Source organism: Streptomyces macrolidinus (assembly GCF_023887685.1).
In the GTDB taxonomy this organism is placed as follows: Bacteria; Actinomycetota; Actinomycetes; order Streptomycetales; family Streptomycetaceae; genus Streptomyces; species Streptomyces macrolidinus.
Window position 1 is genome coordinate 66,724 of the sequence record NZ_JAMWMR010000012.1, and the last position, 13,704, is coordinate 80,427.

A 13,704-nucleotide genomic window follows, 5' to 3' on the forward strand; every position below is an offset into this window, starting at 1 on the left:
GTCACCTTTCCTCGAGGTCGGGATCGAGGTCCGGGCGGCGGGGCGGTCCCATGAGCGCGCAGTCCACGTCCACCACGCCCTCGACGCCTCGCACCAGGCGGGTGACGACGGGCACGAGGGAGGTGTCCCGGACCCGACCGGTGAGCTTCACGACGCCGTCGCGCACCTCCACCCGGACCGGCTCCAGCGGGGCGGGGACGAGGGAGGCGACGATGTCGTACCGGATCTCCTCGGCGATGTCCTCGTCGTCCCGCAGGAACACCTTGAGCAGGTCGACGCGGCTGACGATGCCCAGCAGCGCGTCGTCGTCGCCGACGACGGGCAGCCGCTTGACCTGGGCGCGGGCCATGGTGCGGGCGGCCTGGGCCACGGTCGCGTCGGCACGGACGGTGACGGCCGGCGCGCTCATCAACTCCCCGGCGGTCACGGCGTCGGCCTTGGCGAGGTGGGCGAGGCGCTCCAGATACTCGGCGGTGAGGCGCTCGGTCGAGCGGACCCGGGTCCGGGGCAGATCGGCGTCCTCGATGTCGCGGAACTCCTCCTTGCGGAGCAGGTCGGCCTCGGAGACGACCCCGACGACCCGGTTGTCCTCCGCCAGGACGGGCACGGCACTGACCTTCCGCTGCCGCATGGCCCTGACGATGTCCTTGAACGTCGCGGTGCGGCGGAGCGCGACGACCTCACTGGTCATGACATCGCCGACGAGGTGGGGGGTGCGCTGCATGGTGTGTCCTCCGGTGGGGCTCAGAGGGGGACAGGTGCGGTGTGGAACGGGTGCTCAGGAAGCCAGCGTGGGGGCATCGGCCGGGCGGAAGCTTGGGCCGAGTGGCCCCGCCTCGCGTTCCGACCGGCTCTCGTTCGAACAGGCCGCGTCCGGCAAGCGTAGCCCCGCTGCCCCCGGGGTCGCAGGTCACTCGTGCGGGACCACCACGACCGGCGCCACCGCGTGGCGCAGGACCGCGTGCGTCACGGGGCCGATGTGCGGGCCGACCGGCGCCGGGCGCCTTCTGCGGCCCACGACGACGAGTGAGGCGTCGTGGGAGGCGTCCGCCAGATGCGAGCCCGCCGTGCCGATCACACACTGTTCGATGACCTCGACGTCGGGGAACTTCTCCCGCCAGACGCGCAGGGCGGTGACGGTGACCCGGTCCGCCGGGTGCCTGCGGCCCTGGACGACGCGCAGGGGAACGGCCCGGCGGGAGGCCGCGTCGAACGCGAACCGGAGGACCGCGTCGTGCGGATCGCGCAGGTCGAGCCCGACGACGACGTCGTCGTGCGGTGCGGCGGCGTCGAGCGGATCGGCCATGTGCTCGTCCGTGGCGGCGAATCCGGCGCGTACGAGGACGACGGGGTGCTGGGCGCGGGCCACCACGGCGCGGGCCACGGAACCGAGCAGCAGCCCGGCCGCCCGGCCCGGCCCGCGTGTGCCGAGCACCATCAGCCGGGCCTCGTCCGCGACGGCCGACAGGGCCGAGGCGGCCGGTCCGGGGACCTGGTGGACGGCGACCGGGAGGCCGGGGTGACGATCCATCAGCGAGTCCCGGACGTCGAGCAGCATGTGTGCGGGCCGGGGGACCGACTCGTGGTCGTACGGGGGTTGGTCCCCGGCGTGCACGATTCTCAACTCCGCTCGGCTGAGCAGCGCTTCACGAGCGGCCCAGTCGACCGCGGCGAGGCTCTCGGGCGAACCGTCCAGACCGACGGCGACGGCAGGGGACATGAGCGGGCCTCCTTCGATGACACCCTCACTGTGCTGTTCCGGGGGCGGTGACAGCAGGGCCCGCAGGTCCCGATGTGCGGCCGATCGGCCCTGGGCCGGGCGTACGACGGCCGCGCGCCCTCCTGTCGAGGACCGCTCGAACCACCTCCCGAGAGTGACGGCGGTCGAGTCGCGGGGTGGCGGCACAGCACCGACGATTGGTCTCGAACGTGCCCCTGCCCGAAGGAAGAGAGCCCATGCCCTGCCGTTCCTCGGTCCGCACTCCCCCACCGAGCCCTGGGGCCTGCACGGAGTTGCCCGCCCGCGTCGCGACGCCCGGCACGGCACCTCGCCGTACAGGCCCTGGCGCTCCGCTGTCGGCCGCTGTGGTCTGCACTCTTGCGGCCGTTGTGCTGACCGGGTGCGCCCATGGCGGTCAAGCCCCTTCGCCCACCGAGCGGCCCACTCCCCCGAACACGGCATCGTTCACCGGGGAAGTGCCTTCCGCCCTGGCCTCCTCCGCGTCCGCCGCGATCTCCTCCGCGAAGGCGAGAGCCTCTTCCGCCGAGGCCCGCGCCTCGGAGTTCGAGGCGTCGGTGTCCGCCCAGTCGGCCCACGCCGCCGCAGCCGCCAAGAAGGAACTCTCGCATGTGCACGGCGGGGGGAACGCGCACGCCGACGTCAGCATGAAGGGGCTGCCCAAGTCCCAGACCGGGGGCGTGCTCGCCGTGCTGGTCACCATCATGAACAAGACCCACCACAAGGCCAGTTACGCCGTGCAGATCGACTTCGAGAACGCGGACGGCCGGGTGCTGGAGACGCAGTTCGTCGGTGCGGAGAACCTCGCGCCCGGCCACAAGGCGCAGCCCGTCGCGTTCACCCGCCAACCCGCCGAACCGCCGCTGACGCCCCGTCTCGTCAAGGCCCAACGCTACTGATCCGGCGGGCCGCCGGGCGTCCCGCGGCCACATCACCCGGACGGGTTCGTGAGGTCGCGGCGCGAGGGGAGCCGGGCAAGGCTGGATCCGCGCCTGTGTCTGTCGGCGCAGCGCGGCCGGCACAGCGGTGTGCGGCGAGGGCCGCACGGTTCAGGAAGGTGACGGCATGACAGAGACGCCAGGCAGGGCGCGACCGGGACCGGCGCCCGCCGACCCCGGTCGGGTGCACGGGGTGTACCGGTTCGCCGGGTTCATGCTGGAGTTGAGCGGTGTGCTCAGCCTCCTCCAGGGCGTCTCCGCCGTCGCACGCGACACCCTGTACGGCGGGACACCCCCGTACGAGTACCGCTTCGACCTGACGGCCTGGGGCTGGATCCATCTCGTGGTCGGTGTCGCGCTGATCGTCGCGGGGCTCGGCGTCCTGACCGGCAAGGCATGGGGCCGGGGTGCCGGTGTGGCCGCGGCGGCGGTGAGCCTGATCACCCAGTTCATGTTCATCCCGCACTATCCACTGTGGTCGATCAGCGTGATGGCCCTGGACCTCATCACCATCTGGGTCCTGAGCAGGTTCCCTCCCGACTTCGATCTGGGGCGGCGCTGATCCCGGTCGCTGCCCGCGCGCGACTCAGGAGGGCAGATCCACCCCGTACAGGGTTCGCCCGCCCACGAGTTGACGACCCGTCACCAACTCGGGCCGGATGCGTACGAAGACCTCCTGCGGTGAGGGCGCCCAGGACTGCGGGCCGGTCCGGGCCAGTCGCTCGCAGGCGGCCGGGTCGGTCACCACCGCGGCGGCACCCGTGACGACCACGCTCCAGCCGGACTGCGCGCCCGCATCGATCTCGTCCGCCTCGAAGGCGACCACCGAACCGTCGATCGCGCGCACCAGCTCCGAGCGCGCCGAGATGCGCACCACCACCGAACCGTCGTCGTCCAGACGGAAGTTCAGCGGCACGACCGCGGGCAGGGCCTGACGGGTGTGGACGATACGGCCGACGGGGACCTTCGCCAACAGGCGCAGGCACTCGGCGCGTTCGAGTTCGCGGAATCCGTCGTTCGGGTACATGTGCCAGTCCGTCTTCCGTCGGTTACGCGGGCTGAACCGCGACGAGTTCGTGCTGCTCGCCGCCCAGGACCACCTTGAGCGCGCCGGTCTCGGCGGCATGGGCGAAGACGTCGTACGCCTCCTCCATCCGGTCCAGCGGGAAGGTGTGGGTGACCAGCGGGGCGGTGGGCAGTCGGCCGGTGGCCGCCATCCGCAGCAGCGTGGGGGTGGAGGAGGTGTCGACCAGCCCGGTGGTGAGCGTCAGGTTCCTGCTCCACAGGTCCTCCAGATGGAGGGTGACAGGCTTGCCGTGCACGCCGACGTTGGCCAGATGCCCGCCGGGGCGCACCATGCGCGTGCACAGGTCGAAGCTCTCGGGTGCGCCGACCGCCTCGATGACCACGTCCGCGCCGAGCCCGTCCGTGAGGTCGCGGACCAGCTCCTCGGGGGCCTCCCGGACGTCGGCCACGGCGTCGGCGCCGAGTCGCTTGGCGGCCTCCAGCCGGGGCGCGGCCAGGTCCACGGCGAGGATGTGCCGCGGGGAGAGCAGCCGGGCCGTGGCGATCGCCGCGAGCCCGACGGGGCCCGCCCCCACCACGACGACGAAGTCCCCGGGCCGCACCCGCCCGTTGAGCACCCCGACCTCGTAGGCGGTGGGGAAGATGTCCGCGAGCAGCACGGCGTCCTTGGCGTCCAGGGCACCGGGCAGCGGGTGGACGGAGAGGTCGGCGAAGGGGACACGGACGTACTCGGCCTGGGTGCCGTCGATCAGATGGCCGAGGGTCCAGCCCCCGCCACCGCGGCACTGGCTGTACGCACGCTCCCGGCAGGGAGAGCAGCGACCGCAGGCGGTGATGCAGGAGACGAGGACGCGGTCGCCCGGCTGGACGCCGTGCACCTCCCGGCCGGTCTCGACGATCTCACCGACCGCCTCGTGCCCGAGGACGGTGCCGGGGCGCACGTCGGGCACGTCGCCCTTGAGGATGTGCAGGTCCGTACCGCAGAGGGTGACGACGTCGACGCGCACGATCGCGTCGGTGGGTTCCTCGATCGTGGCGTCGGGGACGTCCTGCCAGGCGGACTGTCCGGGGCCGTGGAAGACATAGCCCTTCATGACGGTCTCCCCTTCCTCTCCCCGTGGGCCCCGGATTCCCCGGGCTTCGCTTGCGGTGTGCCGCCGAACGCCGGTGGGGCCGGGCCTTCGGCGCGACGCCGGGATTGCCCTGCACGGTCCAGCTTGTCCGAGCACCCGGTGGCGCGCTTGGGCCGGTCGGCCCCCATCGCCCGGCCGGACGGGGTCCAGGGCCGGTACGCCCGCCCTCGGGGCGAACGGCGAACGACGGGCGGGCGGCACCGGGGCGCGGTGCAATGGGAGAGCGGGGCGCGTGTCGCCGTACCGGCGTGCCCGCACGCGCGGGACCACGAGGGTACGGCTCTGTCGGCGCGGCACCGGAAGACGGAAGGCGGGGCGTGCGGTGAACGAGACGGTGTCCCTCGGGCGGATCGCCGGTGTGCGCGTGGGTGTGCACTGGAGCGTGCTGGTCATCGTCGTGCTGATCGCCCTCGGGCTGGCGCGCGGGCGCTTCCCGCTGGCCCACCCCGGTCAGTCGACCGCGGCCTACTGGGCGCTGGCCGTGCTGACCTCGCTGGTGTTCCTCGCCTCGCTGCTCGCCCATGAACTCGCGCACGCGATCGTCGCGCGCCGCAACGACGTGCAGGTCGACGGCATCACGCTGTGGATGCTGGGCGGTGCCGCCCGGCTGCGCAACGAGGCGCCGACGCCGGGCGCGGAGCTGCGGATCGCCGCGGTGGGTCCGCTCACCAGCCTGGTGCTGGGCGGGGCGTTCACCGGTCTCGCGGTGGGTCTTGACGCCCTGCGCGTGCCGGGTCTGGTGGTGGAGGCCGTGGCCTGGCTCGCCGGGATCAACATCCTGCTGGCCGTCTTCAACGCGCTGCCCGCGGCTCCGCTCGACGGCGGTCGGATCCTGCGCTCGTTCCTGTGGCATCGCAGCGGCGACCGGCTGCGGGCGACCCGTGGCGCCTCGGCCGCGGGGCGGGCGCTGGGCTGGCTCATGGTGGCCGCCGGGCTCGCGGCCGTGCTCCTCGGCGGCAGTCTCTCGGGGCTGTGGGCGGCTCTGGTGGGCTGGTTCCTCATCGCCGCCGCGACGGCCGAGGCCCGTCAGGCGGAACTGCGGGGCGTCCTGCACGGCATCCCCGTCAGCCGGGTCATGACGCACTCCCCGGTCAGTCTCCCGGCCGCGGTGACCGTCGCCCAGTTCCTGGCCGAAGCCCCGTACGGCCGCTACCGGCACCCCGCGTTCCCCGTGGAGTCGGCCGACGGCCGGGTGGCGGGGCTGGTGACCGTCGAGCTGATCAACCGCGTGCCCCCGCAAGCGCGTGCGATGACCACGATCGGGGACGTGATGCGCCCGCTGTCCGAGGTCGAGACGACCGGCCCCGACGACATGGTCATGGACCTGCTGCCGCGCCTGGACGCGAGCACGGACCGCAGGGCGCTCGTCCTCGACGCCGAGGGGCGGCTGATCGGCATCGTCACCCGGGACGACATCGGCCGGATCGTGACCTGGCTGACGGCGGCCGGCCGTACGCGGGACTGAGACGGAACCGTAGCGATCACTCCGCTCGCCGTGGGCGGACAGGTTCGGGCGATGTGGGGTATCAAACCGACGTTCCCCTTGCGCGGGCACCTCGGTTGCGCTGAGATGGCGCGTCTTGTCGGTGAGCCGGGGGGCGGGAGGGGAAGTGAGCGACGTGGCCGAAACAGTGCCCTGTCCCACCCACGTGGTGGGACAGCAGAGGTGCCGGTGTGGTGCCCCGATCGGCGTGGGCGGTCCGGGCGCCGCTGAGGAAAGGTTTCGCGGGCTGCTGGAGGCGGCACCCGACGCCATGGTCATCGTCGACGACACCGGCACGATCCGGCTCGTCAACGCCCAGACCGAAGCGCTCTTCGGCTACCGGCGCGACGAACTCCTCGGCCACCCCGTCGAACTCCTCGTCCCCGGCCGCTTCCGCGCCCACCACACCGACCACCGGGCCGCGTACGCCCTCAACCAGCAGGTACGGCCCATGGGCGCCGGACTCGACCTGTACGGGTTACGCAAGGACGGCACCGAGTTCCCCGTCGAGATCAGCCTCAGCCCCCTGGAGACCTCCGACGGCCTCCTCGTCTCCGCCGCCGTACGCGACGTCAGCGAACGCAAGGCGGCCGAGGAGCGGATCAACGAGCTGGCCGCGCTGGTCGAGTCCTCGCAGGACGCGATCCTCGCCAAGACCCTCGACGGCCGCATCACGTACTGGAACGCGGCGGCCCAGCGGCTGTACGAGTTCACCGCGGAGGAAGCGCTGGGGCGCCATGTGGCGATCCTGGCGCCGCCCGACCGGGGGGACGAGATCACCGCGTTGCTGGAGCGGCTGCGCCAGGGTGAGAAGGTCGAGCACTTCGAGACACTGCGCGTCACTCGTTCCGGTGAACTGCTGGACGTCGATGTGACCCTGTGGCCGACCCGCGCTCCGGACGGTGAGGTCATCGGGGCGTGCGCGATCGTCCGGGACATCAGCGACCGCAAGCGCGCCGAGGCGGAGCTGACGAAGCTGTACGAGCAGCAGCGGCACATAGCTCTCACCCTGCAGCGCAGCCTGATGGGCACACCGCCCGCCATCCCCGGCCTCGCCACCGCCAGCCGCTATCTGCCCGCGACCCAGGGTGCCGGGGTGGGCGGCGACTGGTTCGATCTGATCCCGCTGGGCGCGGGGCGGGTCGGCGTACTGATCGGCGATGTGATGGGCCGCGGGCTGGAGGCGGCGGCCGTCATGGGCCAACTCCGTTCCGCCTCGCACGCGTTGGCCAAGACGGGGTTGCAGCCACGTCAGTTGATGCAGGCCCTGGACACCGTCGTCGCCGATCTGGAGGTCCCGGACCAGTTGGTGACCTGCTGCTATCTGATCATCGCGGCCGACGCGGGAGAGGTGACGATCTGCTCCGCCGGACATCTGCCCGCGCTCGTCGCCGTCCCCGGTGAGGGCGCCCGCACGCTCCCCGCTCCGGTGAACGCGCCCCTCGGCGTCGGCGGTGTGATCTACGAGCAGCGCCGCACCACGATCGCACGGGGCGCCACCCTCGTGCTCTACACGGACGGTCTGGTCGAGACCCCGGGCAGCGACATAGAGGACCAGGTGACCCAGCTCGTCACCACCCTCGACCGGCTCGCCACCGCGGCCCCCGACCTGGAGGCGGTGGCCGACCATGTCCTCGCGACCCTGCTGCCGGACGCCGACGGGCACGACGATGTCACGCTCCTGCTGACGCAGTTGCCCGCCGCCCCGCTGGCCACGGCCGGCACGGAGCTGCCCGCGGCGGCGGAGTCCGTACCGGCGGGCCGTGCCTTCCTCGACCGGACGCTCGACGCCTGGGAGTGCGCGGCCGTGAAGGACGACACGCGGCTGCTGCTCTCCGAGATCCTCACCAACGCCGTGCGGCACGCGCAGGGCCCGATCGGTCTGCATGTGTGCCGTACCGACACCGATCTCACCGTCGAGGTCAGCGACCACAGCCCCCATCTGCCCGAGCCGCGCCTCGCGGCCGAGGACGAGGAGTCGGGGCGTGGCCTGCTCCTCGTCCGCGCGCTGGCCGACGACTGGGGCGTACGTCCCACGGACGACGGGAAGACGACGTGGTTCAGCCTCAAGGTATGAACTTCCCCAAGGTGTGCGGGACTTGAAGGTGTGGAATGCGCGTCACGCGCCCCAGGACCAGTCCGCCACCTCCGGCATGTCCGTCCCGTGCTCGCGGATCCACGCGTGGTGGCGGGTGCGGGCGTCGACCATCCGCTGGCGTACGTCCGCGGCGCGCACGGCCAGGCCGGGTACGCGGTCGATGACGTCCATCACCAGCCGATAGCGGTCGAGGTCGTTGCGGACCACCATGTCGAACGGCGTGGTCGTGGTGCCGGACTCCTTGTAGCCGCGCACATGCAGATGCTCGTGACCGGTGCGGCGGTAGGCGAGGCGGTGGACCAGCCACGGGTAGCCGTGGTACGCGAAGATGACCGGCTTGTCGGTGGTGAAGAGGCCGTCGTACTCGAAGTCCGTCATGCCGTGCGGGTGTTCCTCGCGCGGCAGCAGCCGGGTCATGTCGACCACGTTGACCACACGGACCGCGAGGGAGGGAAGGTGGCGACGCAGCAACTGCGCGGCGGCGAGTACCTCTTGGGTCGGTACGTCGCCCGCGCAGGCCAGCACCACGTCCGGCTCGCCGCCGTTCTCGCTGCTCGCCCATTCCCAGATCCCGGCGCCGCGCGCGCAGTGCACGCGGGCCTGGTCCATCGAGAGCCAGTCGAAGCACGGCTGCTTCCCGGCCACGATCACATTGACGTAGTCCCGGCTGCGCAGGGCGTGATCGGCCACGGACAGCAGCGTGTTGGCGTCCGGCGGCAGATAGACACGGACGACCTCGGGGCTCTTGTTGAGGACGTGGTCGACGAAGCCGGGGTCCTGGTGGGAGAAGCCGTTGTGGTCCTGGCGCCACACATGCGACGTCAGCAGGTAGTTGAGGGAGGCGACAGGCGCGCGCCAGGGCAGCTCCCTCGATGTCTTCAGCCACTTGATGTGCTGGTTCACCATCGAGTCGACGATGTGGACGAACGCCTCGTAGCAGGAGAACAGCCCGTGGCGGCCGGTGAGCAGATAGCCTTCCAGCCAGCCCTGGCAGAGGTGTTCGGAGAGGATCTCCATCACCCGGCCGTGCCGGTCGAGGTGTTCGTCGACCGGCAGGGTCTCCGCCTGCCAGGCCTTGCCACTGGCGTCGAAGACGGCCTGGAGCCGGTTGGAGGCGGTCTCGTCCGGACCGACCAGGCGGAAGTCCCGCCGGACCGCGGTGTCCCGCATGATCTGTTCGAGGAGGTCGCCGAGGACTCGGGTGGGCTCGTGGAGGGTGGCGCCGGGCTTGTCGACGGGCACCGCGCAGGTGTCCAGGGACGGGATGGGCAGATCGCGGACGAGCAGGCCGCCGTTGGCGTGCGGGGTGGCACCCAGCCGCTTGGCACCCGCGGGAACGCAGGCCAGGACCTCGGGGCGGGGGCGGCCCTCGGCGTCGAAGAGTTCCTCGGGCCGGTACGAGCGCAGCCACGCCTCCAACTGCCGCAGATGCTCGGGGTTTTCGCGCACCCCCGGCAGCGGCACCTGATGCGCGCGCCAGGTGCCCTCGACCGGCTTGCCGTCCACCTCCGCCGGGCCGGTCCAGCCCTTCGGGGTGCGCAGCACGATCATCGGCCAGGGCGCGCGGCCCTTCATCTCCCCTTCGCGCGCGGTGCGTTGCAGCAGGGCGATGCGGTCCAGCGCGGTGTCGAGGGCCTCCGCCATGGCCCGGTGGACCTGGGCGGGGTCGTCGCCCGTGACATGGAGGGGCACATGGCCGTATCCCCGTAGCAGCGCGTCGAGTTCGGGCTCGGGGAGGCGGGCGAGCACGGTCGGGTTGGCGATCTTGTATCCGTTGAGGTGGAGGATCGGCAGGACCGCGCCGTCGTGGACCGGGTCGAGGAACTTGTTCGAGTGCCAGGAGGCGGCCAGCGGTCCGGTCTCCGCCTCGCCGTCGCCGATCACACAGGCGACCACCAGATCGGGGTTGTCGAGGGCGGCGCCGTAGGCATGGGTGAGGGAGTAGCCGAGTTCACCGCCCTCGTGGATGGAACCCGGGACCTCCGGCGCGACATGGCTCGGGACGCCGCCGGGGAACGAGAACTGCCGGAACAGTCCGGCCATCCCCTGCGCGTCGCGCGTGATGTCCGGATACGTCTCGCTGTAGCTGCCCTCCAGCCAGGAGTTGGCGAGCACGGACGGCCCGCCGTGTCCGGGGCCCCAGACGCACAGTGCGTCGAGGCCTCGCGTCTTGATGACCCGGTTGAGGTGGGTGTACACGAGGTTGAGCCCGGGTGAGGTGCCCCAGTGGCCCAGCAGCCGCGGCTTGATGTGCTCGGGCCGCAGCGGCTCGGTCAGCAGCGGGTTGGACAACAGGTAGATCTGCCCGGCGGCCAGGTAGTTCGCGGCCCGCCAGTGGGCGTCGAGGGCGCGCAGTTCCTCGTCGGTCAGTGCGGTGCCGCGGTGGTGTTCGGCCTTGGCCATGATGACTCCACAAGTCGTCGACGGTGCTCATCGGGCACGGCAGGTGTCCGAGCCTGCCATACGGGGCGTACGTCGGCCTTCCGACGTTCAGCCGACCGGCAGTTCGGGCCGTACGAGCGTGCCCGATCTGCCGTGGACGATGTCGTACGCCGCGTCGAGGGCGCCGATCGCGGCGAGGCCCCCGGTGCGCTCGACGAACTGCGCCGCGGCCTGCGTCTTGGGGCCCATCGAGCCGTCCGGGAACCGGCCGCCGCGCAGTTCGGTGGGGGTGATGTCGATGACGGGCCGCTGGTCCGGGGTGCGGTAGCCCTCGTAGACGTAGGGGACGTCGGTGAGGATGAGCAGGAAGTCCGCCTTCAGGTCCTCGGCGAGCAGCGCCGCGGTGAGGTCCTTGTCGATGACGGCCTGCGCGCCGCTCAGCGCGCCGGTGACGGGGTCGGCGACGACGGGCACACCGCCGCCGCCGGCGCAGACGACCAGCGTGCCCGCGGTGAGCAGGTCGCGGATGGTCTCGGTCTCCAGGACCAGTTCGGGCGCGGGCGAGGCGACGACGCGCCGCCAGCCCGTGGTGTCACGCGCGATGTGCCAACCGTGCCGACGCGCGAGCGACCGGGCGAGTTCCGGGGAGTACACCTGGCCGACGAACTTCGACGGCCGGCGGAAGGCGGGATCGTCCGCCCGGACGACGGTGTGGGTGACGAGCGCGGCGACCCGGCGCTGCGGCAGCGCGTTGTGCAGGGTGCGGACGAGCAGGGAGCCGATGAGGCCCTCGGTCTGCGCGCCGAGCAGGTCCAGCGGGTAGGGGGCGCGCAGCGTGGGGTCGGCGGCGCTCTCGACGGCCAGCAGACCGATCTGCGGGCCGTTGCCGTGGGTGATGACGATCTCGTGATCACGAGCCAGTGCCGCGAGGGCGGTGGACACCCGGTCGATGTTCGACCGCTGCACCTCCGCGTCGGGGCGCTCGCCCCGGTGCAGCAGGGCGTTGCCGCCGAGAGCGACGACGATGCGCATGGTTTCAGTCCTCCAGAGGAACGGGCGGGGACGGCGGGCAGCGAGCGCGTCGGCTTCACGTGGGGCCCGTTCCGAGGCGCCCGCCGTGCGCCCGCGGGGCGGCGGCTCGGAACGGACCCTCCGGGTTGCCGGTGGCCGCCGGGCGCGGCGTCCCCGTGCCCCGGCGGGCACGGGCGTCGGCCGGGTGCGGGAGGGACGGCCGCACGAGGAGCCGGTCCTGGACACGATCTTTCTGCGCGCCCGCCACCCGCGGAACGGTCCGTGCGTCCCTGGCCTTAGGGCCGTTCGGCCCTACCGGAGCAGGGTCACACGCCGTTCCATGGAGGCCGCTCCGCCCGTCGCGCGAGGCAGCCGCCCCGACCGCGAGACCTACTGAGGCAAGGCCCCGACGGAAGACTGCCATGCACACCGAGAACCCCGATCACGCCGCCGTGAAGCCCCGTCACAGCGTCCGCATCGACGCCGTGGAGGCGCTGCGGCTGTTGGGGGAGGTGTCCCTCGGCAGGCTCGTCTTCACCCGGCACGCGCTGCCGACGATCCGTCCCGTCAACCATGTCCTGCACGACGGCGAGCTGGTCATCCGTACGCACGAGGGCGCGGCCCTGACCTCCCGGGCCCGGGAGACGGACGGCCGGGGTGTCGTGGTGGCCTACGAGGCCGACTCGATCGACCCGGTCACCCATCTCGGCTGGAGCGTCGTGGTCACCGGCTACGCGCTCCCGGTGACCGATCCGGACGAACTGTCCTACTTCCGTTCGGTGTTGAGCCCCTGGGTGGACGGGACCATGGATCACACGTTCCGGATCCGCCCGGACCTGGTCACCGGCGTCCGGCTCTGCCCGCCCCAGGGGGCATGACCCCCTGAGGCCGCCCCGCCGCCGGTCAGGCGTGCGGGACGACGGCGACCGGGCACTCGGCGTGGTGCAGCAGGGCGTGCACGACGGAACCGACGTGCGCACCGAGGCGCGCCTCCCCCGTCCGGCGCCCCACGACGACGAGGCAGGCGCGGGCGGAGGCGTGGACGAGTTCCACGGCGGGCCGCCCTTCGATGACGGTCTCGGTCACCGGGACGTCGGGGAACTTCTCGCGCCAGGGGCGCAGCATCGCGACGAGGGTCTGTTCCTGTTCGGCGAGCGGTTCCGGTTCGGGCGCCGTGCCCGTACGGCCGACGGCGGCGTGGGCCGGCGTGCGGTGGGCGTGGATCACCCGCAGCACCGTGCCGCGCCGCCGGGCGGCGTCGAAGGCGAACCCGATCGGTTCGTCGGCGGGCTGCCCGACGTCCAGGCCGAGAACGACGTCGAGGTACGGGATCTCGGGGATCTCGTGGGGGGAGATCCCGTCCGGGGCGGGCAGGTGTTCGTCGACGAGGGTCTCCCCGGCGCGGACGAGCACCACCGGGCGCGGGGACCGGGCGACGACGCGCTGGGACACCGAGCCGACCACGAACCCCGTGAGGGGGCCGAGCCCGCGGGAGCCGAGGACGAGGACCTCCGAGTCCTCGGCCGCCGCGAGCAGGGCGGTGACCGCGGAGTCGCCCGTCAGCACCTCCTCCAGCGGCAGCTCGGGACGCGCGGCACGGACGCTGCGGACCGCCCGTTCGAGGGTCTGCTCCGCGAGCGCGCGCCAGGTGGGCTCCACCTCCAGGGCGGGGCTCGGCTGCGGCAGCCAGGCGTGCACGAGCCGCAGCGTGCTGCCCCGGCGCATGGCTTCCCTGGCGGCGAAGTGGGCGGCGGCGAGACTCTCGTCGGACTCGTCGACCCCCGCGGTGACGTACCGGACCATGCGGCGCACCTCCTGTGTGCAGGCTCTTCCGTGGTCGAGCCTCCTTCACGGTACGGCTCCGTGTGCAGGGCCGCACAGACTCATCAGGAGGG

At 72.4% G+C, this 13,704-nt stretch carries 12 protein-coding genes; 5 read left to right on the forward strand and 7 right to left on the reverse strand.

The genetic code is table 11. The features are described from left to right. Nucleotide 1 precedes the first annotated feature (1 nt). Nucleotides 2-724 carry a CBS domain-containing protein gene (locus NGF19_RS15720; protein ID WP_252425524.1) on the reverse strand — a complete coding sequence of 241 codons (723 nt, stop codon included), beginning with the start codon at nucleotides 722-724 and terminating at the stop codon, nucleotides 2-4. Nucleotides 725-910: 186 nt separating this feature from the next. Next, on the reverse strand, nucleotides 911-1,720 hold the full coding sequence (locus tag NGF19_RS15725) for a universal stress protein (RefSeq protein ID WP_252425525.1): 810 nt from the start codon (nucleotides 1,718-1,720) through the stop codon (nucleotides 911-913). Nucleotides 1,721-2,196: 476 nt separating this feature from the next. Here NGF19_RS15725 and NGF19_RS15730 point away from each other — a divergent pair, with 476 nt between their 5' ends. Together NGF19_RS15730 and NGF19_RS15735 are read left to right on the forward strand one after the other, a co-directional pair. Further along, entirely contained in the window at nucleotides 2,197-2,637 is a 441-nt protein-coding gene (locus NGF19_RS15730; protein WP_252425526.1) for a hypothetical protein, read from the forward strand. Between the two features lie 166 nt (nucleotides 2,638-2,803). Beyond that, the gene (locus NGF19_RS15735) at nucleotides 2,804-3,238 is read left to right on the forward strand and encodes a DUF7144 family membrane protein (protein WP_252425527.1); all 435 of its coding nucleotides are present in this window, start codon (nucleotides 2,804-2,806) and stop codon (nucleotides 3,236-3,238) included. Nucleotides 3,239-3,262: 24 nt separating this feature from the next. On the opposite strand, the gene NGF19_RS15740 is transcribed toward NGF19_RS15735, so the two are convergent. Further along, nucleotides 3,263-3,703: a pyridoxamine 5'-phosphate oxidase family protein gene (locus NGF19_RS15740; protein ID WP_252425528.1), complete on the reverse strand. Its 441-nt coding sequence runs from the start codon at nucleotides 3,701-3,703 to the stop codon at nucleotides 3,263-3,265. A 22-nt stretch (nucleotides 3,704-3,725) separates the two neighbouring features. Beyond that, a complete protein-coding gene (locus NGF19_RS15745) occupies nucleotides 3,726-4,796 on the reverse strand; it encodes an alcohol dehydrogenase catalytic domain-containing protein (RefSeq protein ID WP_252425529.1) in 1,071 nt (356 codons plus the stop codon). A gap of 361 nt (nucleotides 4,797-5,157) precedes the next feature. On the opposite strand from NGF19_RS15745, the gene NGF19_RS15750 reads away from it, so the two are divergent. Both NGF19_RS15750 and NGF19_RS15755 read left to right on the forward strand, forming a co-directional pair. Continuing rightward, nucleotides 5,158-6,300: a site-2 protease family protein gene (locus NGF19_RS15750; protein ID WP_252425530.1), complete on the forward strand. Its 1,143-nt coding sequence runs from the start codon at nucleotides 5,158-5,160 to the stop codon at nucleotides 6,298-6,300. A gap of 226 nt (nucleotides 6,301-6,526) precedes the next feature. Next, nucleotides 6,527-8,395 carry a PAS domain S-box protein gene (locus tag NGF19_RS15755; protein ID WP_252425531.1) on the forward strand — a complete coding sequence of 623 codons (1,869 nt, stop codon included), beginning with the start codon at nucleotides 6,527-6,529 and terminating at the stop codon, nucleotides 8,393-8,395. A 42-nt stretch (nucleotides 8,396-8,437) separates the two neighbouring features. Here NGF19_RS15755 and NGF19_RS15760 read toward each other — a convergent pair whose 3' ends face one another. Together NGF19_RS15760 and NGF19_RS15765 are read right to left on the reverse strand one after the other, a co-directional pair. Further along, nucleotides 8,438-10,819 carry a phosphoketolase family protein gene (locus NGF19_RS15760; protein ID WP_252425532.1) on the reverse strand — a complete coding sequence of 794 codons (2,382 nt, stop codon included), beginning with the start codon at nucleotides 10,817-10,819 and terminating at the stop codon, nucleotides 8,438-8,440. 87 nt (nucleotides 10,820-10,906) lie between these two features. Next, on the reverse strand, nucleotides 10,907-11,830 hold the full coding sequence (locus NGF19_RS15765; RefSeq protein ID WP_252425533.1) for a carbamate kinase: 924 nt from the start codon (nucleotides 11,828-11,830) through the stop codon (nucleotides 10,907-10,909). A gap of 401 nt (nucleotides 11,831-12,231) precedes the next feature. Between NGF19_RS15765 and NGF19_RS15770 the strand changes: the two genes are divergently transcribed. Beyond that, entirely contained in the window at nucleotides 12,232-12,687 is a 456-nt protein-coding gene (locus NGF19_RS15770; RefSeq protein WP_252425534.1) for a pyridoxamine 5'-phosphate oxidase family protein, read from the forward strand. Nucleotides 12,688-12,712: 25 nt separating this feature from the next. Here the strand turns inward: NGF19_RS15770 and NGF19_RS15775 are convergent, their stop codons facing one another. Further along, nucleotides 12,713-13,612: a universal stress protein gene (locus NGF19_RS15775; RefSeq protein WP_252425535.1), complete on the reverse strand. Its 900-nt coding sequence runs from the start codon at nucleotides 13,610-13,612 to the stop codon at nucleotides 12,713-12,715. Nucleotides 13,613-13,704 lie beyond the last annotated feature (92 nt).

Excerpts from the sequence above, each read along its gene's own strand:
- NGF19_RS15720 (WP_252425524.1), bottom strand. The coding sequence starts at position 724 with ATGCAGCGCACCCCCCACCTCGTCGGCGATGTCATGACCAGTGAGGTC.
- NGF19_RS15725 (WP_252425525.1), bottom strand. The coding sequence starts at position 1,720 with ATGTCCCCTGCCGTCGCCGTCGGTCTGGACGGTTCGCCCGAGAGCCTC.
- NGF19_RS15735 (WP_252425527.1), top strand. The coding sequence starts at position 2,804 with ATGACAGAGACGCCAGGCAGGGCGCGACCGGGACCGGCGCCCGCCGAC.
- NGF19_RS15740 (WP_252425528.1), bottom strand. The coding sequence starts at position 3,703 with ATGTACCCGAACGACGGATTCCGCGAACTCGAACGCGCCGAGTGCCTG.
- NGF19_RS15745 (WP_252425529.1), bottom strand. The coding sequence starts at position 4,796 with ATGAAGGGCTATGTCTTCCACGGCCCCGGACAGTCCGCCTGGCAGGAC.
- NGF19_RS15760 (WP_252425532.1), bottom strand. The coding sequence starts at position 10,819 with ATGGCCAAGGCCGAACACCACCGCGGCACCGCACTGACCGACGAGGAA.
- NGF19_RS15765 (WP_252425533.1), bottom strand. The coding sequence starts at position 11,830 with ATGCGCATCGTCGTCGCTCTCGGCGGCAACGCCCTGCTGCACCGGGGC.
- NGF19_RS15770 (WP_252425534.1), top strand. The coding sequence starts at position 12,232 with ATGCACACCGAGAACCCCGATCACGCCGCCGTGAAGCCCCGTCACAGC.
- NGF19_RS15775 (WP_252425535.1), bottom strand. The coding sequence starts at position 13,612 with ATGGTCCGGTACGTCACCGCGGGGGTCGACGAGTCCGACGAGAGTCTC.